Below are 26,611 nucleotides of genomic sequence, written 5' to 3'. Positions count from 1 at the left end.
TTCACTGATTCCTACGTTTCTATGTGACCTATGTTTGATAAAGAGTATTATTTCTTCAGGATTGTAATCGTTTTACGGCCCTTTACAGGCATGGTACGGAACACAATATCCCAAATCGGCGTTGACACCCCAAAAGCTTTATCATGCTGCTGGTAATGGTGAATATTGTGATGAGTCCACCAAAAATTAAATCGCGCAGGTACCGGCTTACTATGCACCATCCAATGGATACTGATGTAAACCAGGTAACCGATCAGGAATCCCGCTCCAAAAGTAAATGCGGCACTTCCCATCATCAGGTAAAAAACCCCCAGGAAAGCACTTGCTATTGCCAATCCGGGAATTGGCGGCAAAATGATGCGGTCTTCATCACTTGGATACTGATGGTGAATTCCGTGGAACACATACTGCATTCCCGTATCATAAGACGCATCCTTCAACTTATGATAGACAAAGCGATGTAAGGTGTATTCGCCGAATGTCCATGCTAAAAACCCAAGGAAGAACAATAAAATGGCACTGATTGCTGTTCCGTGAAAATAATACATGTACATCCAGATCCATACAGCAGCAACTGTGCTATACAATACGATAATGATCCAAAGCTTTGTTTTTGTTAAAACCTCCAATAGAGGCGACTTGAATAGTTTAGGCGATTTTTCATCAGGATAAACTCGGAATTCATAATTTTCATTATTTGCTCCCATAGAATAGAATTTAGTGAGTATTACTTTTTGAATATTTCAATTTGGCACTCAGTTGTTCTATCACAACCTACAACAAAGTTAATCAACTTTAGAAGTCATCAGTTTTAAAACATAACTAAAATGTAGGGGTTTTCGTTAAAAAAAACTAATTTTTATCCGATAATTTTCGAAGAATCGTCAGAAGCTCGGAATAGGTTGAAGTATCCAGGATAAAATGTACGGGAGTATCATCATCCATCATCATTTCTGCTGTTGAGCGACCCCAGGCAATCACTTTAGCATCTTCCGGAATAGTATTCAAAGAAACAAAGCTTTCGTAATTAGAAGGACTCGTAAATATATACACGGAAAAAGCATTTAGAAATGGCACCGGATCCGGTATCGTATCATAAACCAGCAAGGGAATTCTTTGCGTTTCGGGAAGTTCCGATTCAATTGTCTTATTCGATTTCGTCGATTGCGGGAAAACAGCTTTCCGATCTCCAAGCCAGGCCCTAAATTCAATAGCAACTTCCTTAGGATTTCCGGCATTCTCACCAAAAAAAGAAACTTCATATCCTGAATTTTCTATATGCTTTTTGGTTTCCAAACCAATACAGGCTATTTGTTGGCCGGCTTCCGGTTTAAAGCCTTCAGAGATGAAAAAGTCAAATGACCTCGGGGATGAGAAAAAAACAACATCCCAATCTGCGGGAATCTCAAAAGGGATTTTTCCGAAAGAAATAAATGATTTACGTACCAGCAGAAGATCATTCTCCTGGCAAAAATCAACAATCGGAAGAGAGGAATCGCTTTCTGAACTAAGAAAGATACTCCGGGTCTTCATCTTCTTCTTCTTCCAATAAAGCTTCCAGCACTACATCCACCATATCCAGGTCGTGCGGACCTTCAAATTCGAACCACTGTGCTCCCTGCTCCCATTCGTGAGCGAAAGCAACCAACAATCGTCCTTCTTCCGGGCAATATGCACCAAGCGGAAGCTGGCAACCGCCCTGCAGACGATTCAAAACTGTTCTTTCCAATGCAATTTGTGATTGAATATCTTCGTGGTTCATGGCTTGCATGAAATTATTCAATTCGTGATCATCTTCACGGATTTGCAACGCTAAAACTCCCTGTGCAGGAGCAGGAATAAATTGTTCCGGGTCCAGAACTACTTCATGCATCCCTTTCAGATCAAGCTTCAGGCGGTCTAAACCTGCTTTTGCTAAGAGAATTGCATCGTATTCACCATCCACCAGCTTTTGAAGGCGTGTCGGGACATTTCCACGCAGGTCCTTGATTTCTACATCTGACCGGAAAGCAACCAGTTGCGATTTACGCCGGGCAGAAGAAGTTCCTACAACCGCTCCGCTCTTTAGGTTCCAGAATGCATTTTCGTCGAGAGCTTTCGGGTGTATCAACAATACATCAGCCGGGTTCTCTCTTTCGGAAACTGCCGCAATGATTAATCCTTCGGGTGGATTAGTTTCCAAATCCTTATGAGAATGCACTGCCAGGTCTATCGTATTCTGAAGCAAAGCCTGTTCGATTTCTTTAGTGAAAAAACCCTTGCCTTCCAGTTTATCAAAACTTAAGTGCTGGATTTCATCTCCCTGCGTTTTAATAATGGTGATGGTTACTTCTGCTCCAAGAGCTTCCAACTGGGTTTTTACATGATTGGCCTGCCAAAGTGCTAAATCACTTCCGCGCGAACCGATACGAATTTTTCTCATGAAGTAAAATTACGATTTAAACATGATTTCCTTAGCCATAATCATTGGCATGCTCATGTATTTTTTCTCCATATAACCGACTACTTTTTCCAGGATCTCTTTGGAAGACGGATCCAGTTGGTCCAATTCATTCTTAAAGATCTCATTGAAAGCTGTGGCACGGATTTCTTTGACCATTTGCGGAACAGGTCTCATGGCAACTTCTATTGCACGCATCTTAGCGATGTTGCGGAATTCATTATTTGCTTCTTCCAAAATCTGCTCCACATGGATCACTTCCTGTGAGCGTTCCTGCAGGTGACTGTCTGAAATGCGCTGAAGCACTTCGATGGAAATTGCTCTTGTCGGGAAATTGCTGTGAACTTCCGGTGCAATATCATTCGGTAAAGCCAGATCTACCGTAATCTTAGGGTTGGTTTCGCCATTCAGCAATTTGGTATAAAGCTGTTCATTAACGATAATATCTTCGGAACCTGTGCAGGAAACCAAAATATCGAAACCTTCCGAGTAGTTTTCCAATTCACTTAAAGGATAGGCTTTACCGCCCAATTCTTCTGCTAAAACTGCTGCCTTTTCAAGTGTTCTGTTGAAGATTACGAAATTGTTCATCCCGTGTTTCTTCAGGAAACGGAGCATTGCGGTATTGGTAACACCTGCACCGATAGCCAAAACACGTGCATCTTTCGGAGCATCCATGCCCACCAGGCGCTGATAAGCGATGGAAACTACAGAAACCGGCTTTAAAGAGATTTTTGTTTCGGTATAAACACGTTTTGCGGTTTCGATCGTATGACGGAACAAAATACGCAGCGTATCTCCGGAAAGACCCAAATCACGCGACTGCTCATAAGCCTGTCGCACCTGTGTAATGATCTCGCGCTCCCCGATTACCAGGGAATCAATGGAAGCTGCAACACGCAATGCATGGTTCACAGATTCCATCTTTGCATAAACAACTGCTTTGGAAGCAAAGAAGTTTACTTTTTCCTCATCGAAATCCGGATAAAGCGCTGAAAAGAAATCATGCAAAAATTCCGGGGAAACCGTTTCATTGGTTACCAGGAAGTACTCAACGCGGTTGCATGTCGATAAGAACATAATCTCATCGATGTGTAAACGGTCCTTAAGTGACTGAAAACGCGACTGAACAGAATCCTGCTCAATATGCAAAGCTCCGATTTTGGAGACTTCCAAATTTCTGTGCGTAAATGCGATTGTATGTAGTTGTTTTATCACTTGTGCAGAGTTTCCCTACTTACGTGCAAAATTGGCTCTTGGATTGATAAGTTTTGTCACAAAATTGTCAGAGGTTTAATTTAGAATCGATATAAACAACTCGCAAAGTCTCATAAACAAAAGCAAAGCTAAAAACCGCCTGCGGAATAGATGACAAAAATCACCTGTTTAAAGGCAAAAAAGAGACAAAAATCACCTTACCCGGGACAGCGCATTTACTTGGTTGTTTTCTGGATTCCCAAATAAACCAACAATGCCGGTACAATCACAGTCACAATGGTCACAATAGTGTTCACATTGAATTTCTTTTGGGTTACCTGGGAATCGGTCGACCTGGATTCAAACCGGTAAGCAACATCCGTAGAATCGAAATAAGCGACCAAATCCATGTACTTCCCGATTTTTTCTTTCCCATTGGTTTCCTTTAATCTAAAAGGGATCGTTTTACGATCAGTTGTACGATATTTATAAATATATGAGCGGTACCCGGTCGAATCAATGATATCGATATCATAAGGTTTAATTCCCAGTTTGCTATTCACCGAATCCAGGGTCATGCCAGTTTTAAGCTCCATCACCTGTTCCACGTGCGTATACTTCGGTGCAGACACAATGCAGGATTGCAAAACCATTACGGGGATCAAAATAATTGATAAAATCTTATTTCCTCTTTTCATACAAGCTGCTAATTGGTTTCGGTTATCCAATCAGGCAAATCGAGGAAACTGCAACAATAGACTGTTACAAATTACAAAAACAGGTAAAAAAGAAATTTTAAAAAAGCCTAATTTATCTCCCGCCGTTTTCGGTTAAGTCCCTTTTGCAGTTCTGGTCAAAGGTTGGGATCGGTGAGTTTCCGATCAGGTTATCGAAGACATTCCCGGTCTCAACCTCCCAGTACATCAGGCAATTCGTATTATCACAATGAGCGCCGTGCTCTGTATCCTGGTGAGAACTATACATGGTAGAACCTAAATTTACCAGGCCCAGAATATGACCGAATTCATGATTGATAACCGTAGTTTCCAACTTGTATAATTCAGGTTCACCAAAACCACCGGAGTTATCTTTCAACGATTTCTCATAAATCACCATGGAAGTGTTGAAATAAGCATGACCCAAAACCATAGCCGTACCCTGGTTCTCATTCGACGGACCGTCCAGGAAGATAAAACAGGTTGCGAGATCTTTTCGATAGGTGAATTCTTCCCTGTGGTCATTTTCGATTGTTTTTACATCATCAATTGAATAAGCACTTTTACCCTGTGCAGGAATTTCCTTAAAAACCACATTGATCCCATCCGGCTTATTGCAAGTTGTTGTAACTAATTGTTTCAGATTATCAATTGCCTGATCGGTGGGTTTAAATCCGGTCATGTAAATAATTTCGATCGTGATAGACTTATACTTCTTGTCCGAAAGAATATCGTTAGCCGAATAGCCTACCTCCTGCCGGTGAAATTTCCGGATTCGGCGGTCACTGTCTTTTTTGCAGGAATAAGGCAAAAATGCCAGGAAGAATACAAAAGCGAGCTGGAGAGTGCGCATACTGAATCTTTTTTTTGAAAGATATCACTTTTCCTGAAAGAAAAAAATACCCGTTTTAAATCGTTATCATGATTTTTAAGCTGAAAGTGTATCTTTGGTGCCCACAAACCTTTTTTCATGAAAGAAAAGAATGCTGAATTGATTCAAAAACGCGAAGCCGCGAAATTAGGCGGTGGTCAGGCACGAATCGACAAACAACATGCACAGGGAAAACTAAGCGCAAGAGAACGAGTAACCTTACTGATGGATGAAGGATCATTCCAGGAAATCGGGATGCTTGTGGAGCACCGCGCTACTTCATTCGGACTGGACAAAACAAAAAGTCCGGGAGATGGCGTAATTACCGGTTTCGGTACGATACACGGAAGAGTAGTTTACGTTTTTTCCCAGGATTTTACAGTGCTTGGCGGTTCTCTTTCTGAAACTCATGCTCAGAAAATCTGTAAAGTACTGGATTTGGCCATGAAAAATGGTGCTCCGGTTATCGGATTAAATGATTCGGGCGGTGCCCGTATCCAGGAAGGTGTTGTATCATTAGCAGGTTATGCGGATATTTTCTACCGCAATACACGTGCTTCGGGAGCAATTCCACAGATTTCCGTGATTATGGGACCATGTGCCGGAGGGGCCGTTTACTCACCTGCATTAACGGATTTCGTTTTCATGGTAGAAGATACTTCGTATATGTTCGTAACCGGACCAAACGTAGTGAAAACAGTAACCCACGAAGAAGTTAGTTCGGAAGATCTGGGTGGAGCAAAGGCTCATGCTGAAAAATCCGGTGTGACACACTTCACGGCTTCAAATGATGTGGAATGTTTGCGCAAAGTTCGTGAACTGTTGACATACATGCCTCAAAACGCTATGGAGCTGGCTCCGCAATTCGGAACTGCTTTGTTTGCAAAAGAAAAATTGAGCCGCATCCAGAACATTGTTCCTGACAATTCAAATTTACCTTATGACATCCGTGAGATCGTTGATTGTTTGATCGACGACGATACTTTCCGCGAAGTACAAGCCGATTTTGCACCTAACATTGTAGTTGGATTTGCACGCTTAGACGGAAGATCCATTGGAGTTGTTGCAAACCAGCCTGCTTCTATGGCCGGAGTACTCGATATTGATTCTTCCCGAAAAGGTGCACGTTTCGTGCGTTTCTGTGACTCGTTCAACATTCCGCTTTTGGTATTGGAAGACGTACCGGGATTCTTGCCGGGAACAGACCAGGAATGGAGAGGGATTATTACTCACGGAGCAAAATTATTATACGCCTTCTCTGAAGCAACTGTTCCGAGAATTACGGTAATCACACGTAAAGCTTACGGGGGTGCATTCGATGTAATGAACTCCAAAAACATCGGTGCAGACTTGAACTATGCCTGGCCAACTGCAGAAATTGCGGTAATGGGAGCAAAAGGTGCTGCGGAAATTATCTTTAAATCCGAAATCGCTGCTGCGGAAGACAAGGAAGCGAAATGGAAAGAGAAAGAAGCGGAATATGCAGATATGTTTGCCAATCCGTACCGTGCAGCTGAAAGAGGGTTCGTTGACGCTGTTATTTTACCGGAAGAAACGCGCGCAACTTTGATCGCCGCATTTAAATCCCTGGAGAAAAAATCGGAAACATTACCGAAGAAAAAACACGGGAACATACCTTTATAATTATCAAGCATTTTAATTATGAATTATCAAGAAGAACATCCTTGATAATTCATAATTGATAATTTAAAGAGTTTCCCGAATATCCCGAACCTGGATCTGCAAAGTTGTGCGGTTTTGCCAGGTATTTGTTTCCAGGGTAAAGGCACAGTCAAACGCACAACCCGAAGCAATCAAATCAGCTTTATCGGCCATGTTGAAACCAATTGCCGAAAGCTCGATTCCCGAAACAGGATCCACCAGATCAAATTTCAAATGCGCTTCTTTTAATACCTTTTGCTTATTCGCATAGGCATTCCGGATACAGAAAACCGGTTTATCGTTTCCGGGTCCAAAAGGTTCCATTTGTTCCAGCATCCTGTAAATTCTAGGTACCTGGTGCACTGATTCTCCTGCAAGAAATAAATCAGAGGCAGCAATTTCCAGGTCAATAACCAAATCTTCCACCTCATCCAAAGGCTGAATGTTTTGCTGCACGTACGCATCAAAATGTTCGGTGAATAATCCTATATTCTCCAAAGGCAGCGTCAGTCCGGCCGCGTGCTGATGACCGCCATACTGAGTTAATAGGTGTTCGCAGGCTGAAATTGCCTCGTAAACATTAAAACCGGAAACCGAACGGGCTGAACCAGTTGCTTCTCCCTTGTTCTGGGTAAGAACAATTGTTGGTCTGTAATGGTGTTCGATCAAACGTGAAGCAACAATACCCACCACTCCTTTGTGCCAGTCGGATTGAAAAACGACTGTTGATTTCCGACCTATAAAAAGCTCATCCTGCTCAATAATTGCCAAAGCTTCCACGGTTGTTTGGGCATCGAGTATTCGCCTTTCCGAATTGTACTCATCAATTTCCAGCGCGATCTGTTTCGCTGCTTGTTTGGATTCCGAAAGCAGCAATTCAACTGCCCGTGAACCACTTTTCAAACGACCAGCCGCGTTGATACGCGGTGCAATGGTAAAAACTACATTCGACAGATCAAGCGGGAAGGAACGCTGCGCCTGTTCCACCAGTGCTGCAATGCCCGGACGAGGATTTTCATTCATCCGCTGAATCCCGTGTTTGCACAAAATGCGGTTTTCCCCCGTAACCGAAACAATGTCGGCACCAATTGCGATAGCCGCCAAATCCAGGTAATCAAACAATTCATCTGCATTTTTCCCGGTTTTTGTAAACCAGGCCTGCAGTAACTTAAAGCCGACACCGCAACCGCACAATTCCTTGAACGGATACTCACAGCCAACCTGCTTGGGATCCAGAACAATGCAGTCCGGAATGATTGCTCCAGGCGTATGGTGATCACAAATAATGATATCCAGGCCTTTTTCCTTCGCATAACTGACTTTATCGACTTCTTTAATTCCGCAATCCAGTGCAATTAAAAGACTGCATCCGTTCTCAATTGCAGTATCAATTCCTTTGTAAGAAAGGCCATATCCCTCTTCATAACGGTCCGGAATGTAAAAATCCACCGAAACATACTCTTTTAAAACACTGTAAACCAAAGCCACGGATGTTGTTCCGTCTACATCATAATCTCCAAAAATTGTAATTCGTTCTTTTTTTTCAACGGCCAATTGTAACCTTTCTACCGCTTTGTCCATATGTAACATTAGAAAAGGGTCGTGCAGATCACTTAGCTGCGGAGTGAAAAATGAACGAATTTGCGGCAGTGTTGTAAGATCTCTTTGAGTAAGGATGGATGCCATGATCGGACTCACTTTTAGGTCGTCAACTGCGGCTTGAATTTTGTCGGGGCTTGGTGTTTGTTTGATAAACCAGTGTTTTTGCATAAATTTCCGTTTTCTAATATAAGTTATGAAAAAAGTTCTTCTTGTTTTTACCCTTTCCCTTCAATTTTTAAGTTTTTCCCAAAAAACCGTCCAGTTTTCAGATCCGCTTCCATTTGGAAGTCCTTCACAGTTAACTACCGATAAATCTCATTTTGGAAAATACAAAAGTAGTGATTCGCAAGTGACCTATATCATTGATGAAAAAGGCATCTCGATTGTCACTGTTGCGATTGCCAGTATTACGCGGGAACAGGTGCGGGAATCTTCCAAACTACAGGTAAAAGGAGACTATTTGTTCGGGATCAAAGCCAATGACTCCGTTCCATGCGTACTCGAAGGAGAAAATTACTATTATGGGATAGAATCCAAACTAATGATTGCAGGCGAAGGTTCTCTGAATACCTTTACAAAGATCAATTCAAATAAATACGTAATCAATTTTCATGAAGGTTCTTATTTCGAGCCAAGCATTGTGACTTTTGCGGGAGGAAAAATGACCATTATACACAGCGAACTGAACTACCAGCCGCTGTTCCAGTCCATTCTACAGGTTAGCACCATTACACGTTACGGCTCGGAAGTAGCCATCCTTGCTCCAACGTATGAGCAATGGGAAAGGCTTGAGGCAACCTTGTTTACCGGCAAAAAGCTGATCTATATCAAAGAATAGCATTCAAAATAGCATGTCAAAGCACTGGAAAGAGAAAACAAACCCGGAAGAACATATAGATTATATGTCTACCACTCATGTGCAAGGCCTGTCTGTTCAAAATTCCCCGGAAAAAGGTGAGTGGGTTTATTTTGTAAGGGAATGTTCGTTTACCTTTCAATTTGTATCTCTAAACCAATTAAAAATTGCAAAAGAGTATTTTTCAGTGAAAGTTCATCCTTCTACCAAACGATTTAACAACGGGTTAGAACATTACTGGCAGAGTTGGTATGAGCGCTTACCCGCAGGATTAATCGGGGGTACCAAGCGTGAACGAATCTTAAAGGCACTCGAAAAAGCAATCGTAGAATTCTCATAAGTCCAACCGTTTGCTTTTATACACTTCATTAATCTGATCGCTGATTATAAAAAAGCCTTCATTTTTTAGATCAAAATCACCTCTGAATGTATTTTTAACACTCATCTTAACTTATATTTCCTTAATTTTGCAACAAATTAGTATGTTATGAAATTAGGTGCAACAGAAATTATTTTAATTCTTGCAGTAGTTCTTTTGTTATTCGGAGGTAAAAAAATTCCTGAATTGATGAAAGGTCTTGGAAAAGGGATCAGAGAATTCAAGGACGCTAGTAAAGGCGAAGAGGCTTCTTCTGCTCCATCCACCACAGAAGAGAAAAAATAGATTAAGCCAATCCATTCTACATGTATAAAACATTTTCGGAAGTTAAAGTTGCACTCTCCGCAGGGAAAACTGTGGAGAGTATCGTGCATTCCTACTTAGAGCAAATTGAAAAAAATAAAGATCTGAACGCCTTTTTGGAAGTATTTACAGAAAGCGCTTTGGAACAGGCTCGATTGGTGGATCAAAAACGAACTTCCGGAAAAGCAGGTAGATTGGCTGGAATGGTTATCGGATTAAAAGATAACATTTGCTACAAAGGCCACGCAGTGAGCTCAAGTTCCAAAATCCTGAAAGGGTTTGAATCGCTTTATTCCGCAACCGTTGTAGAACGGCTTTTGGCGGAAGATGCTGTGATCATCGGCCGTTTGAATTGTGACGAATTCGCCATGGGAAGTTCCAATGAAACTTCCGCCTATGGTCCGGTAAAAAACAACCTGAGACCAACACATGTTCCGGGAGGTTCATCCGGAGGTTCGGCAGTTGCTGTTTCTTCAGGAATGTGCACCGTTGCATTGGGATCAGATACCGGTGGTTCAATCAGACAGCCGGCTTCTTTTACCGGAACTTATGGATTTAAACCGACCTATGGAAGAGTGAGCCGCTACGGTTTAATTGCTTACGCATCTTCTTTCGATCAGATCGGTCCGTTTGCAAACAACCTGGAAGACACTGTTTTGGTAATGGAAATCATTGCCGGTAAAGATCCGATGGATGCCACCAGTTCTTCCAGACCGCTTGGTTTTTCTACGGCCATTCCTGCTATCGGGAAAAAGAAAATTGCTTATTTGAAGGAAGCACTTGAAAACGAAAACATAGATACTGAAGTTCGCACCATGATGGAAAAAACCATCGCAGACCTACGTGCTTTAGGCCATACCGTTGAAGGAGTGAGCTTCCCGTATCTGGAATATTTGGTTCCGACCTATTATGTATTAACAACCGCAGAAGCATCTTCCAACCTTTCACGATTCGACGGTGTTCATTATGGGTATCAATCTCCGGAAGCAAAAGGAGTTGAACAAACCTATACGCTTTCCCGCTCGGAAGGATTCGGAAAAGAAGTTAAAAGACGCATCATGGCCGGAACTTTCGTATTGTCTCACGGATATTACGATGCTTACTACACCAAAGGAATGAAGGTGAGACGTGTTTTGAAAAACAAGACCAAAGAGATCTTCAGTCAGTATGACCTGATGATTTTACCGACGACCCCTTCTACTGCATTCGAGTTCGGATCAATCAACGACCCGATCCAAATGTATTTACAAGATATTTTTACCGTGCATGCTAACTTAACAGGAAATCCGGCAATTGCCATTCCTCGGGGTACGCACAGCAACGGATTACCAATGAGTTTACAAATTATGGCTGACGATTTCAACGAAGAGATTATTTTCTCTTTGGCGGATCAGATCACTCATAATTAATCCCATTTTGCCTATGAAACGATTCGGAACAGTACTTCTTCTACTTTTTATCACGCTGCTTAATTCGCCCGATTTGCTGGCGCAACGCAGACAGAAACCTCCTGTAAAGGATACAGTAACCGGGGAAGTATTTATCCGAATAGTAGATCAAAGCTTAAATCTTTACTACGACGATTTTTCAAAGGGTGCGAATTACGATTCTATTGTCGATGCCCTGGATTATGAGGCAGGAACTATTCCTTCATTTTCTGACGAAGATTACTGCAAACGACTTGCAAAACTGAATGAAGTTTCCACCTTTGGCTTCGACTGTAACAACGTTTCGCTGACAACTATCAAGTTTTTTGCTCAAAACCGCCGAAATTTCGTTCGTATAGCTTTAGGGCGCGGCCGTTTATACTTTGACCTGTATGAAGAAAAACTTTCCGAATACGGACTCCCGCTTGAATTGAAATACTTGTCTGTTATAGAAAGCGGTTTGAGACCCCAGGTGAAATCCAGAGCCGGAGCACTTGGTTTGTGGCAATTCATGTATGCAACCGGAAAGCAATACGGCTTAAAGGAAAATTCATACATGGATGAACGCATGGATCCTGTAAAAGCAACAGACGCTGCCTGCCGTTACCTGAAAAAACTGTATGATATCTACGGTGACTGGAACCTGGCATTAGCTGCATACAATGCAGGACCGGGGAATGTAAACAAAGCAATCCGCCGCTCCGGAGGAAAAAGAACCTATTGGGAAGTTAGACCCTACCTTCCGCGCGAAACCCAGGGATATGTTCCGAATTTCATCGCCGCAACTTATTTGATGACTTACCACGCGGAGCACAATTTGCTACCGGCTGAACCAAAAATACATTTCTATCAATTAGATACACTTTGTCTGAATCGCGGGATTCACATGCAAACCATTGAAAAACTGGTTTCCTGGTCGGTTGAAGATATTCAGAGTTTAAACCCCGTTTATAAAACTTCCTATATTCCACCCACATTCCCACCACAATGTGTAACAGGGCCGCTCCAAAAAATCGGGTTACTGGTGAGCCTGGAAGATTCTCTTTATGCATTGGAACAGCGTATCTATGGTTTGGGTAATTATAAATTGCCAACAGATGTTGCGATTGATCCTCAAAACGACCAGCTGGTGGTTTCAAATCCCGTGAATACCAAAATTGACGTTCCCAAAACCAAGGTCATTACAACCATTAATTATACTTATCATAAGGTTAAAGCCGGAGAAAGCCTTGGAAGTATCGCTGCACAATACAATGTATCCATCCAGGAACTAATGGACTGGAACGATTTGACTACAGCCCGGATAACTGTAAATCAACTGCTGAAGATACAGACAAAAGTCAGTACAACGGTGGAAAATGAGGAATACCTGGAAGCCGTTGCGGACAGTATTCAGAATGCAACGATAAAAACGGTTCCTCCTGTTCAGAATACACCGGTTGTTGCCAAAAGGTATTATTCCGTCCGAAGCGGAGATACATTTTCCAAAATTGCTTCCCGACATGGTTTAACAATGAACCAATTATCCCGTTTAAATCCGGGAGTTTCTCCTAGCCGCATTCGTGTCGGACAGCGTTTACGGGTAAAATAATCACATATGAATTCGCTTGCAGTTGTTATCATCACTTTAAACGAAGAGCGCAACATAGAGCGCTGCCTGAAATCTATCCGTGACCTGGCAGATGAGATCATTGTACTCGATGCTTTTTCCACCGACAGAACAGCCGAAATCTGTACAAAGTATGGTGTTCGTTTCGAACAAAGAGCCTGGGAAGGTTATTCCGCCAGCAAAAATTACCTGAACAGCCTTGCTTCTTCCGATTACATTCTTTCATTGGATGCAGATGAAGCTTTGAGTGAAGAACTGTACAAAGAGATCAAAACCGAGAAAGAAAAAGGGTTCGCCGGAACTTATTCTGTGAACCGCATGACCAACTACATGGGAAAATGGATCCGTCACAGCGGCTGGTTTCCGGACATCAAACCACGTTTATTCCCGAAAGAAGGTTCTTACTGGTCGGGAGAATTCGTTCACGAAGAATTGGTCCACCCTCCCTCCGAAGCAAAGGTCTTTAAAGGTATACTGGAACATTACTCTTACTATTCTTACGAAGACCACCGTGCAAGAGCCGATAAATATTCGCTTCTAACAGCGAAAAAATTCCATGCTCGAGGTAAGAAGGTAGGGCCATTGAAACCCGCAATTAGTGCTTTGGGTCGTTTTGTTGCGATGTATTTTATTAAATTAGGGTTCCTGGACGGCTGGAAAGGATTCAAAATTGCCCGGATCAGCGCCCAATCCAACATTTTAAAGTACAAAGAACTAAGAAGACTGAATCGTGAGGGAAAATAAGAATTGGAACGGGAAACACATTGCAATCAGCCGTGTAGACAGCATAGGCGACGTACTTCTGACTCTTCCGATAGCAGCCTGGCTGAAGGAACAATTTCCCACTTGCCGCATTACTTTCATCTGTAAGAATTATACTGCCCCTATAGTAAAATATTACGCGGCAATCGATGATATCGTAAAAGTCGATGATCTTTTTACCTTATCAAAAAGCGAACAAGCTGATGCCATAGAAAGTCTCGGAATTGATGCGGTTATTCATGTTTTCCCGAAAAAGGAACTGGCTAAAGTGTTCAAAAAAGCAAAAGTACCGACCCGAATCGGAACTTCCCACCGTCTTTTTCATTTAAACACCTGTAATGTAAGACCTAATTTCACGCGTAAAAAATCACTGCTTCACGAGTCACAGCTGAATTTTGAATTACTGCGCCCATTCGGGTTAGAGGAAATTCCAACCTTTGAGCTGGTTAATAAGCTGATTTCCTTTTTCTCCGTCGAAGCACAAGAGCTCCCGGAGGAATTCCAAACACTTTTGGATAAAAAATACGTCGTTCTTCATCCTAAGTCGCAGGGAAGTGCCCGCGAATGGCCGATCGAAAAATATACCCAGCTTGCCTCTAAGTTGATCGGAAACGGTTACGAAGTTGTTTTTACAGGTACGGAATCAGAAGGCCAGCAATTCCGCAATTTAATCCCGCAAGATGAAAAATGCCATGATTCAACCGGAAAACTGAGTATTGACCAATTGATCTGGCTGATTAAAAACGCTGCTTCACTGGTGGCCTGCAGTACCGGACCGCTTCATATTGCCGGTTTTTTAAACATAAAGGCAATTGGGCTGTTCTCCCCAAGAATTCCCATTCATCCCGGAAGATGGAGGCCTTTGGGTGAGCATTCAACTGCACTTGTCTTTGATCCGAAATGCGAGAAATGTAAAGAAAAGAAAACCTGTGACTGTATTTCTGAAATCTCCGTAGAAACAGTTTTCAGCAAAATCGGGAACTAACATGAGACCTACTCTCAGCATATTGATTTATACAAACAGCTGGGTTGCTTTATGTGTGACAAGTCTTGTATATGGAATCGGGAGTTATTTTCGACTGGATCACCTGGAATTATTTGCACTCTGGAGTTTCACGGGAACTGTCAGTGCCTACCAGCTTCATCGTTTATTTCGTTTACGGCAGTTAAATTACACCGTGCGTTCTAACCGTCGCCTGCTCTGGATGCAGAATACCTACTCCTTCCAAATTGCCTGGTTCATTCTCAATTTTCTGACTTGCCTGGCATGTATGCTTTACATTCCAATAACGAAGGAATTTCTCGTCCTGACCGGATTAAATGCCATCATCGTTGCACTTTATGCACTGCCGCTTCCCATCATTGGAAACGGAATTCGTCATATTCCTTTCGCTAAAAATATCCTGATCTCGATCAGCTGGGTATTGATCATCCTCATTCCCTTCGCGTCCGATAAACACCTGGCAAGAGTCGGCTGGGAAATACCCCTGCTCGTATTCATTGCTGTTTTTGCCCAAATTATCCCTTTCGACAGCCGGGATCTTCCACACGATCCGAAATCCCTGGCGACAATTCCTCAATTGATCGGGTCACAAAAAGCACGCTATGCCGGATTTGCACTTTTGATCCTTGCCCTGGGTATACAAACGGGGTTATTGGGTTTTCACTGGCTGCTTCCGTTTACCGTTTTTTGCGGAGCCGTCGGGCATTTAATTCCTTTCATGGTGGGTTATCAACTACGACTGGAATTTATGTGGGAATTACCTCTCGGACTGATGGGGTTGTGGTTTCTTATAGCCTGATTCAGGTAGGGGCGAAAAATTTTTCCCTACCTGCCGCAATTTAACCATTATTTAATTCCCGCTTCCGAAAGCCTAAATACCAATGGCGTAAATTCGGACAAATAAAAAATAATTCCACTATGAAAAAACTGGTTACTTATGCAGCAGCTCTTATGCTGACAGGATTGAGCACTTCTTTTGCTCAGAACAATGTACAGGCGGATCTTAACAATGCGATCCAAACGGCCGAAAACATTCCACAGGATGTACAAAATGCTTCAAATGCAATTGACCGCCTGGTTTACGAAGTAAATATCTCGGGAACTCCGGATGCAAATGCATTTTACAACGATTTGTTTGTACTTGTAAACCACATTCAGAACAATGCAGACGACATCGATTATTTTGTAAGTCTGGCAGCAGATGAAAGTATTGTTCCCTTTTCAACCGCACCGGTAAATAATCTCACAGCTCAGTTGGTCGTATTGAATGACGATGTGATTGTCCTGACAGGGCAAATCAAAGATGCTGTTCTTGAAAACCGTTACAGCGATGCAAATGGATTGATCCCGGATCTTCGCAATGCGATTGCTTCGCAGTCTGCAGTTTCGGAAGATATCATTTCAGTAATCGAAGGGATCAAACAAACAACAACCATCTACCAGGTTGAAATCCGTTTGATAGATGCTCAGGGGAATCCCACTTCTACCAACGATCTTTTCGGATATTATGCTTACGACCACACTACCGGCGAATACATTTATCCGCAGGATGATCACGGTTATCCAACCGAAACATTTTATCTTCCGGCCGGAACTTACACCTTCGATTCCTTCAACGGATACTGGAGCGGGACCAATTCAAACACCGTTACACTTTCAAATGCACTTGTAAATGAAGATGGTATTATTCTTGTAGACCTGGTTTTGTGGTCTGAATAGTGATTTTCAGTCTTTTTAAGGTTCTTCAAAAAATGGCGGCGGTTACTTGTCGCCATTTTTGGTTCTGTACGGAATTTCAGTTTGCCAATTTCGATCTTTAACCTAACTTTGCCTCAAAATTAAGATTCCATTAATGGCAACAATAGCAACTTACGATTTTCAAAACAAGCGTGCGCTGGTACGCGTAGATTTTAATGTTCCTCTGAACAAAGAAACGCTGGAAGTTACAGACGATACGCGAATTCGCGCAGCACTGCCGACTATCAAGCATATTTTGGAAAAAGGCGGAAGCGTAGTTTTAATGTCCCACCTGGGGAGACCGAAAGAAGGTCCGGAAGACAAATTCTCGTTGAGACACATCGTTGGAAAAATTGAAAGTCTGTTGGGGAAACACGTAAAGTTTGCTTCAGATTGCATTGGTTCCAGTGCACTTGAAATGAGCTCAGCCCTGAAACCGGGAGAAGTATTATTGCTGGAAAATGTGCGTTTTTACAAGCAGGAAACAGCTGGAACAGAATCTTTTGCGGCAGATTTGGCAAAGCACGGAGACTGTTACGTAAATGATGCTTTCGGAACCGCGCACCGTGCCCATGCTTCTACAACCGTTGTTGCCAACTATTTCCCGAATGATAAAATGTTCGGGTATTTATTGGAAGCCGAGATCAAAAGTGTTGACCGCGTATTAAACAGCGATGACAAACCATTAACTGCGATTGTTGGCGGGGCGAAAGTTTCTTCCAAGATTACGATCATAGAGCGTTTACTGGAAAAAGTAGACAACCTGATCGTTGGCGGCGGGATGGCTTATACCTTCGTGAAAGCTCAGGGAGGATCCGTTGGAAGCTCTTTGGTGGAAGACGATTTCCTGACAACAGCAAACGAGATCCTGGAAAAAGCAAAAGCGAAAGGAGTGAACTTGTACATTCCTACAGATACGATCGTAGCAGATAAATTCGATAACAATGCGAGCACGCAATTGGTTCCGATCGGGCAAATTCCTTCCGGATGGATGGGGTTGGACGTTGGTCCGGAATCTGTTAAAGCTTGTGCTGAGATCATTGAGAACTCCAAATTGATCCTGTGGAACGGACCGATGGGTGTGTTTGAGATGAGCAATTTCCAAAAAGGAACGGCAGAAGTCGCTAAAGCAATCGTTCGTGCAACCGAAAAAGGTGCATTCTCTCTGATCGGCGGTGGTGATTCCGTTGCAGCAATCAACCAGTTCGGATTGGCAGATAAAGTAAGCTACGTTTCCACGGGAGGCGGAGCGATGTTAGAATATTTGGAAGGAATTGAATTACCGGGTATAAAGGCTATTCGTTCTTAATCAAAAGCATAAAAAAGATTCCCCGGTTTGTTCAGCAGATCGGGGATTTTTATTTCCACCCTTCAAGTTAAGCATTAACCATCCAATGAAACGATTTCAAAAACACTGTTTTCTGTTCTTACTTCTCTTTACGGTATGCGGATTGGGAGTAAATCGCTGCACGAGTGGAGCTGATCCGGAAATTCTACCCGTTGAAGAAAGTTACAAACCCGATCAACCCATTGAATTTCCACACGATATTCACGCAGGTAAACTCGAAATTGATTGTAAATACTGCCACAATGCAAGTGTTGATGGAAAAAAGGAGGGCATTCCAGCTGCGAATGTTTGTATGAACTGCCACAAACAGGTAACCGGCAATTCTACTGAAAAAAAGAAAATTAAACGGAAATCTATTTATCCAAAACCTTTGGAATACGGAAATAATCGGAATCTTTTTTAGGGGCATTTTTCAATGCTTCAACCTGCGTAATGGTTACTTCAGGCTCATCGTCACGAAGCACGTTTACTTCGTCGCTCATAAAAATTAATGGTTCTACATCATCCGTAGGTATTTCAGACAATTTGCCCATGAAACCGATAATTTTATCCAAATCCTGGCGGATAGCGACTTTATCGTCTCCTTCAAAACGCAGTCTTGACAAGTGCGCAATGTGATCAATTGTTTCTTCTGAAATCTTTTCCATGGTGCAAAATTACAAAATTTGAACGAATCATTTCTTCATTAAACCTCTTTCTCTCAGCGGTCCGGCCAAAACGTTGAAAACGTAATCGGATAATTCAGCTTCCGTTAATGCGTTCTGCTGTTCAACAGAAATGGCATCGTGCATGTAAATGCGGGAAACTCCCGGATGTGCATGTCCCAAAACCTCATCCGGATCGGAAAACATGTGGTAATGGTCCAAAAACGTAATGGGAACGATCGGAATCTGTGCGTTCTTGGACAATTTGAATGCTCCGGATTTAAATTCCACCATTTCCGGCAGGTTATCGTCCGGAATTCCACCTTCCGGGAAAATGACGATAGACCAACCGTCCTGTATCGCATTTTTTGCCTGGATAAATGATTTCGCAGCTTTCATTCGATCGTTGCGGTGAACGGGGATGTTCAGTTTTTTGAAAAAAGTTTTTACCAGCGGATAACTGAGAATCTCACTTTTCCCCATAAACAAAAAGCAATGCCTGGGAAGAATGGAATACATCACAAAAATGTCGAAATAAGAAGTATGATTCGAAACAATCAGGTATGGGCCTTTCGGCAGTTTTACCCTCCTAAGCCGATGCACCCAAATCCCGCAAAGAAGGCGAACAGTAAAACTCCAGACCACGTTAATGGGAAAACTCCATTTTCTCCACGAGGTGCGGGTAAGCGTTATAAAAATAAAGGGATAAAAGAACAGCAAAGTGATTACGAAGATCAGCCCTACGTAAAACTTATAACATAAACTTAGTACTCCCAGGAACTGCTTCACCGATCAAAAATAACGTTTCGAATCAAAATTCAGTTACAAAAAAACATTCATTCTTGGAATTTCTATCCAATTCCTTCCTTTTAGCTGAAAGAAACCCCTAAATTCGCAAAAAACAATTTTAAATGGCACGAGTTCTTACAGGTATACAAAGCACGGGAACCCCGCATTTGGGGAATTTGCTCGGTGCGATCTTGCCTGCAATTGAGATGGCAAAGGATCAGCAGAATGATTCCTTTCTTTTCATCGCAAACCTGCATACGCTGACACAGATCAAAGATGCAGAGCTGATGCGCGAAAACACGTATTCCACCGCTGCTGTTTGGTTAGCCTGCGGATTGGATCCCGAAAAAACAACTTTCTACAGACAAAGTGATGTAGCAGAAGTGACCGAACTCATGTGGCATTTGTTGTGTTTCTTTCCATATCAGCGCTTAACGCTTGCTCACAGTTTTAAAGACAAGGCAGATTACTTATCGGACGTGAATGCCGGGCTGTTTACCTACCCGATCCTGATGGCTGCCGACATCCTTTTATACGATGCGGAGATTGTTCCGGTTGGGAAAGATCAAAAACAGCACCTGGAAATATCCAGAGATGTAGCCGATAAATTCAATCTCAAAATGGGAGAAACATTCGTATTACCGGATGTTAAGATTAATGAAGCAACCCAAATCGTTCCCGGTACGGATGGTGAGAAAATGAGTAAATCCAGGAACAACACGATCAATATTTTCCTGCCTGAAAAACAGCTGAAAAAACAAGTGATGTCGATCGTTACAGACAGTAAAGGACTGGAAGAACCTAAAGATCCTGATACCTGCCATATTTTCCGTTTGTACGAATTACTGGCTTCTCCTTCCGAGATCGAAACGATGAGAGCAAACTATTTGGGTGGAAATTACGGATATGGTCACGCGAAAAATTCACTTTTAGAGTTGATTTTGACCAAATTTTCAACACAACGGGAAAAATATGATGCTTTAATGGCTGATAAATCTCAGATTGATAAAGCCTTGGAAATAGGGGCTTCTAAAGCTAGATTGATCGCCCGTGAAACTCTGAAACGCGTTCGAAGTAAAGTTGGTTACTAAAAATATTTTTAATCGACGCTACCGTTTAATCAAAAAATACTATATTTGAATCAACTTATGTTACACCAACATAAACTACTCTTATTAAACCAACATGCTGAAGCTCCTCTTATGGGGCTTTTGCCTTTTTAGGAAGGAAAGGACTAAAATTCTGGTGTATTTCCTTCAAAACCACTAACATTTGTTTTAAATGTTATTTTTGTAAAAACACTGCAACGCGCTTACTATGTTTAAACAGTTCGTTCTTATTTCCATGATTGCTGTCGGATTTGCCGGCTGCTCGGATGACTCTGTGAATGTTGAAAACCTAAAAGCAATAGGTGGCGCAAAATACGGAGGAACTTTCCGGTTCATGTCGTCCGAAAAGATCGAAACAATTCTCCCGCTACAAGCCACGACCCTTTACATCCAGCGGATTACATCCCAGATCTTTGACCCGATCCTGCGCCTGGATGCATCCGGAACAAAAGTAATTCCATCGGTTGCCGAAAGCTTTACGGTTTCTCCTGACGGGAAATCTTACACCTTAAATATCCGAAAAGGGATCTATTTCCACCCGGATGAATGTCTGGATGGCGAGGGAAGAGAACTTACCGCAGAGGATGTTAAGTTCACACTGGATATGTCTTGCAGCGGTTTGAAATTAAACGAGATCAGCTTCATGCTCAATGATCGTGTAGTTGGTGCTTCCGAATTCAACAAAGCGACAAAAACACAATTTAAAGCGGGTGGAGTTTCCGGGATTAAAGTCCTGGACCGCTACAAAGTTCAGATTAGCCTCGTAGAAGCCTTTGCCGGTTTTGATAAGTTATTGACTTATTCGGGTTTTGGGATTTTTCCAAAAGAAGCATATGATTTCTACAAGGAAGATATCAAAAACCATCCTGTCGGAACAGGACCTTTTATGCTGGAAGAATTCTCTAATAAAGGCCTGAAGCTGAAAAGAAATCCCAATTATTGGGCAAAAGACCAATTCGGGAACCAACTTCCGTTCCTGGCCGCTATCGAATTGAGCTATACCAAAAATAAACGCAGTGAGCTGATTGCATTCAGAGAACGAAAAATTGACCTGGTATTGGAGATCCCTACCGAAGAAGTCGACAATATCCTGGGATCCCTGCAGGAAGCCCAGGAAGGAAAAACGGTCAAGCACAAGGTAGATTCCAAACAGTCATTCTCGGTAACGTTTTTGGGTATGTCTCAGCAAAACCCCGTTTTAAAGGACGTACTCGTAAGAAAAGCTATCAACCATGCAATAGATCGTGAAGGTTTGGTGAACCATACCTTGCAAGGCGAAGGTTACCCGGTTTCCAACGGATTTATCCCGAATACCGAATTCTTCCCCGCAAGCCGTGTAAAAGGACCGGACTTTAATGTAAACAAGGCAAATGCCCTGCTTGCCAAGGCAGGTTATGCCAATGGGAATGGATTCCCTCAACTGGTGATTTATGTAAGCGGTAATAAAGATGCCGCAAATCATTTGCTGGCAAAAGGAATCTCGAAACAATTGAAGGAAAATCTCGGAATTGTAACTACCGTTGAATTAGTTAATTTCGAAAAGCGCAATGAATATGTAAAATCCGGTAAAGCCAGTCTTTGGGTTTCCGGTTGGATTGCCGATTACCCGGACGGAGAGAGCTTCCTGAGCATTTTCTATGGAAAGTATGCCAACCTGAATTCCGAATTTATGAATCCGTTCAAGTACAGAAATGCCAAATTCGATGATTTGTATGTTCGTCTCAACAAAGAACTTGACTCCAAAAAACGCACGGATATTATGGTTGAATGTGATCAGCAAATTGTAGATGATGCAGTAGTCACTCCTCTTGTAAATGATGACTTTATCACGATGATCAACTCGCGCATTCGAAATTTTAAAACAAATTCCTTGGAGAATTTAGATTTTTCAAGTATATTTATAAAAGAACCAAAGGGTTCAAATTAAATTTTTAACTAACTCTCAGCTTGCAAAAAGTTAAAGGCAGTCCAAGGCGGATTGCCTTTTTTATTGCCTTAACAAAATCTGAAAAATTTCTTAACTTAGAATCAAATCCAACCTGTTAAGTTTGTCACTTTTATAATAAATCCATGGTAAAAAGTCTGGAAACCGGTTCTTCAAAACAGAAAACGCATAATGCAAAATATTTCAACCGAGAATTAAGCTGGCTCGCTTTTAACGACCGCGTATTGCAGGAAGCCCTGGACGATGAAGTCCCGCTGGTGGAAAGACTGCGTTTTTTGGGTATCTATTCCAATAACCTGGATGAATTCTACCGGGTTAGGGTCGCGAACGTGAAACGCATGATTCAGCTCGATGATCAAAAAGTAGAAGGTTACAAAGGAACGGCCGAGGAATTGTATGAAGAAATCCGCAATGTGGTGATCAAACAGCAGCGGAAATTCGAACACGCCTATGCCTCAATTCTACATAAGCTAAAACTGAAAGGGATCAGGCATTACGATGAAATAACCGTAAACGATAAACAAAAAGAGGAACTTAAAAATTATTTCTTTTCTTCAGTCATCCACGACATTGTTCCCGTATTGATTGACAAAAAAATGCCATTTCCAAGACTGCGTGACAAAGCAATCTACCTGGCAGTGCGCATGGAATGGGATTATAAACGAAAAGCACGTTTTGCACTCATAGAAATCCCTAACCTGGTTTCCAGGTTCTATATCCTGGAATCCGAAAAAGGAAAAGGGGTGATTTTGATCGATGATATTATTCGTCTCCATTTGGCGGATATCTTCCCGATCTTCTCTTTTGACACCATTGAAGCATTTACATTCAAATTTACGCGTGATGCCGAATTGAACCTGGACGATGATGTTTCGATGTCTTTCATTGAAAAAATGGAGAAGAGTATCAAACAACGCAAAAAAGGTGAACCCGTTCGTATGGTTTATGATCACCGTATGCCGCAGGATTTACTGGAGATGCTGATACGCAGCCTGAACCTGACACTGGGAATAAACACCATTGCAGGCGGAAAATATCACAATTTCAAGGATTTCATGAAGTTCCCCGATTTTGGGAATAAGGAATTTATATATGCTCCTTACAAGGCTGTGGATCACCCGAGCTTTCACAAACAACATAGCCTGATCAAAGTCATTCTTGAAAAAGATGTGCTGCTGCATTATCCTTATCACCGTTTTGACCATGTAGTGGATTTACTGCGCGAAGCAGCTATCGATCCGAAGGTTGTTTCCATCAAGATCAACATTTACAGGGTTGCCAAAAATTCGCAGGTCATGAATGCTCTTGTAAATGCTATGAGAAACGGAAAAGAGGTAACTGTTGTTTTGGAATTGCAGGCCCGCTTTGATGAAGAGAATAACTTGTTCTGGTCGGAAAAAATGCGGGAAGAAGGCGCAAAGGTACTTCATGGTCCGGAAGACCTGAAAATCCATTCCAAACTGATCCAAATTAAACGGATCGCCGACAAGAAGGAACAGCTGATAACCTATATCGGTACGGGGAACTTCAACGAACGAACAGCCCAGATCTACACCGACATGGGCTTGATTACCGTTAATAAGAAAATTGCAGAGGAAGTGCATGAAGTTTTCCATATGATGGAGCACCCACTGCACCATTATCATTTCAAAACACTGATTGTTTCTCCGGTCAATGCGCGAAGAAAATACCTGCAATTGATCGAGAATGAAACCAAAAACGCCAAAAAAGGCCTGCCGGCATTCATTCACATCAAGATCAACAACCTGGTTGACCAGCAAATGATCGACAAATTGTATGAAGCATCTCAACACGGTGTTAAGATCAAAATGATGGTACGCGGTATTTGCTGCCTGGTGCCGGGAATTAAAGGCCTGAGCCAAAACATCGAAATATTAAGTATTGTAGACCGATTTTTGGAACATACACGTTTCCTGGTGTTTGGGAATAATGACAAACCCCTGCATTTTATCTCTTCGGCAGACTGGATGGAACGAAACCTGGATAAACGTATCGAAGTTGGCGCCCCTGTTTACGACATAGAGATCAAAAAACTCATCGACCTGGTTTTTTCCTTTCAATGGGGAGACCGTGAAAAGGCACGGATAATAGATAAATACCAGAAAAACGCTTATAAAGAAGCAACAGGAAATGAAGCCGTGATCCGTTCACAGGCAGAATTAAAGAACTATTACCACCAATTAATTGAAAATCTGGGATATTAAACTTTTCAGAGTCAAGACAAATTAGGTGGATGTCCAAGCGATTTTCAGTCTTGGCTCTTGGCTCCCCAATTAAAAGCCTTCCTTCTTCAGTTCCTCTGCGTATGCTTTGGTGATAAGCGGGATAAATATCTCTACGGAAACACCCCCGCTTGATCTTTCGCGGATCAGGTAAGAAGAACTCGTTTTGTTGAGTTTATTCAACAGGTACAAACGATCATTAATAATTTCCGAAGCCCTGGAAGAATCGATTGCTTTGAGTCCTTTTCCATTATCTTCGATTACGATTGCCAATTCATTCAATCCTTTCAATTTGAATCGGATCTTTAATTCTCCTACTTTGTTCAGATTGGAAAAACCTTCCAGAACGGTACTTTCAACAAAAGGCTGCAGGATCATGGTCGGCAGACAGACATTGGAAGGATCCAGGTTTTCATCTACCTCGAAGGAGAAATTAAAAGCTTGCTTAGAACGGTCTCTCTGCAAAGTCAGGTAGAAGGTCAGGAACTCAATTTCCCGGTCCAGTGTCATGAAATCATCATGCGTACTGTCCAATACCTGCTTCAGCAATTTTGAGAACGACTGGATTTTCTTTTTATAATCTGCTCCCTGGCTGAGTTCTGCATTTTGCAGCTGATTCAACGCATTAAAAATAAAATCCGGATTGATTCTTGCCCTGTTGAGACGCTGCTGGATTTCCAGTCTTTTTTGCTTCTGTTTGATCGACTTTTGTCTGAAAACCATGAGCACATACGCTGCAAGCAATGCAAAAATGATACTTCCGACCAGAATCAGGCGCCATTTCAAATGCCCGATTTGCTGTTGTTGCTGCAACAACCGTTTATCCTGTTCATATTCAGCATCCGATTTTTCCTTACGGACACGGTGGTATTTCTCCTCTAACTGACTGTAAGCACGTTCGTTCTGGATCTTCAGAACACTGTCCTTCATTTTAGACAAATCCTCATAGACAACCAGTGCACGTTCGTATTCCCCGCTGAGTTTTGCACAGTTGTAAAGTAATTCAAGTGCGTTCGTAACGTCATACGGATCACCGATCTTTTGTGCGTAAACGAGATTAGAATCAGCGAATTGATATGCTTTATCGTATCGTTTCAATTCCAGGTAGATATCGGAAATATCCCCATAAATTGCTCCGCGTTCCTTCCAGTGGTATCCAGGATTGGTCTGCATCAGGGCACTATCCAGGTATTTAAGGGCCAATCGGAAATTACGGTTGTAATAAGCATGATCCTCAAACAAATTGTAGATCTGCAGGTAACTTTCCGAATACTGGATTTTCTTTGCGAGTACGTATGAAAAGGAAACCGTATTCAATGCCGAATCCAGGTAGGATTTATCTTTTTCCAGCTGGTACAATTTGTAATACCTGGAAGATAACTGTGCCAGCAGATCGATTTTTGCCTCGTTGTCTGATAAAACACGTAAGATCGGATAAGCCAAATTTGCGTAGTATTTTGCTTTTTCCTTGTCTTTGGATCTTCCATAACTACCTGAAAGACCTAAGTAAGCCCTTGCAAGCATGGTATTATTTCCGGATTTCTGCAAAATTCGTATTGTTTTGGAATAAGCATCTATCGAACCGGCATAGTCACCCTGGAGCATTAAAAGTTCACCGAGTGTGAGATTATGCTCTACATAAGAACCGGACTTACAGCGAATACTGTCCAGGATGAATTTTTCGCGGTCGAGGCTCTTTTGGGCATCATCAAACTGTCCGTTCCTGATCTGAACCTGTGCTTTCAACTGGAATGAAAAAGCCTGACATCTCGGATTCTTATCCTTTTCCAGTTTTTTGGCAAATTTCCAAAGACTGAATGGTTTGTGAACCGCTGTACTGTCCATATCGCGCTGCACAATAAACTCCTGCATTGATTCACATGAGCAATTCGATTGTGCCTGAAGGGATTCGGCAAAACCTATAAATACCAGACAGAATATTAAACGTTTCATAGAGTTCTTGCTCAAA

At 42.2% G+C, this 26,611-nt stretch carries 25 protein-coding genes; 15 read left to right on the top strand and 10 right to left on the bottom strand.

Annotated features, from left to right (window positions below; translation table 11 throughout):
- Positions 1 to 47: 47 nt before the first annotated feature.
- The 6 genes from QZT69_RS04220 to QZT69_RS04195 form a co-directional block, all read right to left on the bottom strand.
- Positions 48 to 707, bottom strand: coding sequence for a sterol desaturase family protein (locus QZT69_RS04220; RefSeq protein WP_294670803.1), 660 nt, complete (start codon positions 705 to 707; stop codon positions 48 to 50).
- A 145-nt stretch (positions 708 to 852) separates the two neighbouring features.
- Positions 853 to 1,533: a uroporphyrinogen-III synthase gene (locus tag QZT69_RS04215; protein ID WP_294670801.1), complete on the bottom strand. Its 681-nt coding sequence runs from the start codon at positions 1,531 to 1,533 to the stop codon at positions 853 to 855.
- Positions 1,508 to 2,422, bottom strand: coding sequence for a hydroxymethylbilane synthase (gene hemC, locus QZT69_RS04210; RefSeq protein WP_294670799.1), 915 nt, complete (start codon positions 2,420 to 2,422; stop codon positions 1,508 to 1,510). Before hemC ends, QZT69_RS04215 begins: the two co-directional genes overlap by 26 nt.
- Before the next feature lie 9 nt (positions 2,423 to 2,431).
- Entirely contained in the window at positions 2,432 to 3,658 is a 1,227-nt protein-coding gene (gene hemA / locus QZT69_RS04205) for a glutamyl-tRNA reductase (RefSeq protein ID WP_294670798.1), read from the bottom strand.
- A gap of 215 nt (positions 3,659 to 3,873) precedes the next feature.
- Positions 3,874 to 4,335, bottom strand: coding sequence for a hypothetical protein (locus tag QZT69_RS04200; RefSeq protein WP_294670797.1), 462 nt, complete (start codon positions 4,333 to 4,335; stop codon positions 3,874 to 3,876).
- A gap of 112 nt (positions 4,336 to 4,447) precedes the next feature.
- Positions 4,448 to 5,206: a membrane metalloprotease gene (locus QZT69_RS04195; protein WP_294670795.1), complete on the bottom strand. Its 759-nt coding sequence runs from the start codon at positions 5,204 to 5,206 to the stop codon at positions 4,448 to 4,450.
- 117 nt (positions 5,207 to 5,323) lie between these two features.
- Here QZT69_RS04195 and QZT69_RS04190 point away from each other — a divergent pair, with 117 nt between their 5' ends.
- Positions 5,324 to 6,868, top strand: coding sequence for an acyl-CoA carboxylase subunit beta (locus tag QZT69_RS04190; RefSeq protein ID WP_294670793.1), 1,545 nt, complete (start codon positions 5,324 to 5,326; stop codon positions 6,866 to 6,868).
- A 63-nt stretch (positions 6,869 to 6,931) separates the two neighbouring features.
- On the opposite strand, the gene recJ is transcribed toward QZT69_RS04190, so the two are convergent.
- Positions 6,932 to 8,656, bottom strand: coding sequence for a single-stranded-DNA-specific exonuclease RecJ (gene recJ / locus QZT69_RS04185; RefSeq protein WP_294670791.1), 1,725 nt, complete (start codon positions 8,654 to 8,656; stop codon positions 6,932 to 6,934).
- Between the two features lie 25 nt (positions 8,657 to 8,681).
- Between recJ and QZT69_RS04180 the strand changes: the two genes are divergently transcribed.
- The 11 genes from QZT69_RS04180 to QZT69_RS04130 all read left to right on the top strand — a co-directional run bounded on the left by QZT69_RS04180 (position 8,682) and on the right by QZT69_RS04130 (position 18,315).
- On the top strand, positions 8,682 to 9,326 hold the full coding sequence (locus QZT69_RS04180; RefSeq protein ID WP_294670789.1) for a hypothetical protein: 645 nt from the start codon (positions 8,682 to 8,684) through the stop codon (positions 9,324 to 9,326).
- Between the two features lie 13 nt (positions 9,327 to 9,339).
- Positions 9,340 to 9,684: a hypothetical protein gene (locus QZT69_RS04175; RefSeq protein ID WP_294670787.1), complete on the top strand. Its 345-nt coding sequence runs from the start codon at positions 9,340 to 9,342 to the stop codon at positions 9,682 to 9,684.
- A 147-nt stretch (positions 9,685 to 9,831) separates the two neighbouring features.
- On the top strand, positions 9,832 to 10,008 hold the full coding sequence (gene tatA, locus QZT69_RS04170) for a twin-arginine translocase TatA/TatE family subunit (protein WP_294670785.1): 177 nt from the start codon (positions 9,832 to 9,834) through the stop codon (positions 10,006 to 10,008).
- Between the two features lie 20 nt (positions 10,009 to 10,028).
- On the top strand, positions 10,029 to 11,435 hold the full coding sequence (gene gatA, locus QZT69_RS04165; RefSeq protein WP_294670783.1) for an Asp-tRNA(Asn)/Glu-tRNA(Gln) amidotransferase subunit GatA: 1,407 nt from the start codon (positions 10,029 to 10,031) through the stop codon (positions 11,433 to 11,435).
- Between the two features lie 13 nt (positions 11,436 to 11,448).
- Complete coding sequence (locus tag QZT69_RS04160; RefSeq protein ID WP_294670781.1) at positions 11,449 to 13,044, top strand: lytic transglycosylase domain-containing protein; 1,596 nt, start codon at positions 11,449 to 11,451, stop codon at positions 13,042 to 13,044.
- 6 nt (positions 13,045 to 13,050) lie between these two features.
- Positions 13,051 to 13,806, top strand: a complete 756-nt coding sequence (locus QZT69_RS04155) for a glycosyltransferase family 2 protein (RefSeq protein ID WP_294670779.1) — start codon at positions 13,051 to 13,053, stop codon at positions 13,804 to 13,806.
- Entirely contained in the window at positions 13,793 to 14,809 is a 1,017-nt protein-coding gene (locus QZT69_RS04150) for a glycosyltransferase family 9 protein (protein WP_294670777.1), read from the top strand. Before QZT69_RS04155 ends, QZT69_RS04150 begins: the two co-directional genes overlap by 14 nt.
- Before the next feature lies 1 nt (position 14,810).
- Positions 14,811 to 15,626 carry a hypothetical protein gene (locus QZT69_RS04145; RefSeq protein WP_294670775.1) on the top strand — a complete coding sequence of 272 codons (816 nt, stop codon included), beginning with the start codon at positions 14,811 to 14,813 and terminating at the stop codon, positions 15,624 to 15,626.
- A gap of 119 nt (positions 15,627 to 15,745) precedes the next feature.
- Complete coding sequence (locus QZT69_RS04140; protein WP_294670773.1) at positions 15,746 to 16,546, top strand: hypothetical protein; 801 nt, start codon at positions 15,746 to 15,748, stop codon at positions 16,544 to 16,546.
- 133 nt (positions 16,547 to 16,679) lie between these two features.
- On the top strand, positions 16,680 to 17,873 hold the full coding sequence (pgk, locus tag QZT69_RS04135; protein WP_294670771.1) for a phosphoglycerate kinase: 1,194 nt from the start codon (positions 16,680 to 16,682) through the stop codon (positions 17,871 to 17,873).
- 238 nt (positions 17,874 to 18,111) lie between these two features.
- The gene (locus QZT69_RS04130) at positions 18,112 to 18,315 is read left to right on the top strand and encodes a hypothetical protein (RefSeq protein ID WP_294671364.1); all 204 of its coding nucleotides are present in this window, start codon (positions 18,112 to 18,114) and stop codon (positions 18,313 to 18,315) included.
- Here QZT69_RS04130 and gatC read toward each other — a convergent pair.
- On the bottom strand, positions 18,266 to 18,559 hold the full coding sequence (gene gatC, locus QZT69_RS04125) for an Asp-tRNA(Asn)/Glu-tRNA(Gln) amidotransferase subunit GatC (RefSeq protein ID WP_294670769.1): 294 nt from the start codon (positions 18,557 to 18,559) through the stop codon (positions 18,266 to 18,268). The genes QZT69_RS04130 and gatC overlap by 50 nt on opposite strands.
- Positions 18,560 to 18,586: 27 nt before the next feature.
- Entirely contained in the window at positions 18,587 to 19,345 is a 759-nt protein-coding gene (locus QZT69_RS04120; RefSeq protein WP_294670767.1) for a 1-acyl-sn-glycerol-3-phosphate acyltransferase, read from the bottom strand.
- Positions 19,346 to 19,467: 122 nt separating this feature from the next.
- Between QZT69_RS04120 and trpS the strand changes: the two genes are divergently transcribed.
- From trpS to ppk1, 3 genes are all read left to right on the top strand, one after another.
- Entirely contained in the window at positions 19,468 to 20,436 is a 969-nt protein-coding gene (gene trpS, locus QZT69_RS04115) for a tryptophan--tRNA ligase (RefSeq protein ID WP_294670765.1), read from the top strand.
- Between the two features lie 226 nt (positions 20,437 to 20,662).
- Complete coding sequence (locus tag QZT69_RS04110; protein WP_294670763.1) at positions 20,663 to 22,381, top strand: ABC transporter substrate-binding protein; 1,719 nt, start codon at positions 20,663 to 20,665, stop codon at positions 22,379 to 22,381.
- A 143-nt stretch (positions 22,382 to 22,524) separates the two neighbouring features.
- A complete protein-coding gene (gene ppk1, locus QZT69_RS04105; protein ID WP_294670761.1) occupies positions 22,525 to 24,624 on the top strand; it encodes a polyphosphate kinase 1 in 2,100 nt (699 codons plus the stop codon).
- Between the two features lie 69 nt (positions 24,625 to 24,693).
- On the opposite strand, the gene QZT69_RS04100 is transcribed toward ppk1, so the two are convergent.
- Positions 24,694 to 26,595, bottom strand: a complete 1,902-nt coding sequence (locus tag QZT69_RS04100; protein WP_294670760.1) for a histidine kinase — start codon at positions 26,593 to 26,595, stop codon at positions 24,694 to 24,696.
- Between the last annotated feature and the right edge of the window lie 16 nt (positions 26,596 to 26,611).

The sequence above is a fragment of the uncultured Fluviicola sp. genome (assembly GCF_902168135.1).
Lineage (GTDB): Bacteria > Bacteroidota > Bacteroidia > Flavobacteriales_D > Crocinitomicaceae > Fluviicola.
This window is presented reverse-complemented; position numbering and strand designations above follow the sequence as displayed.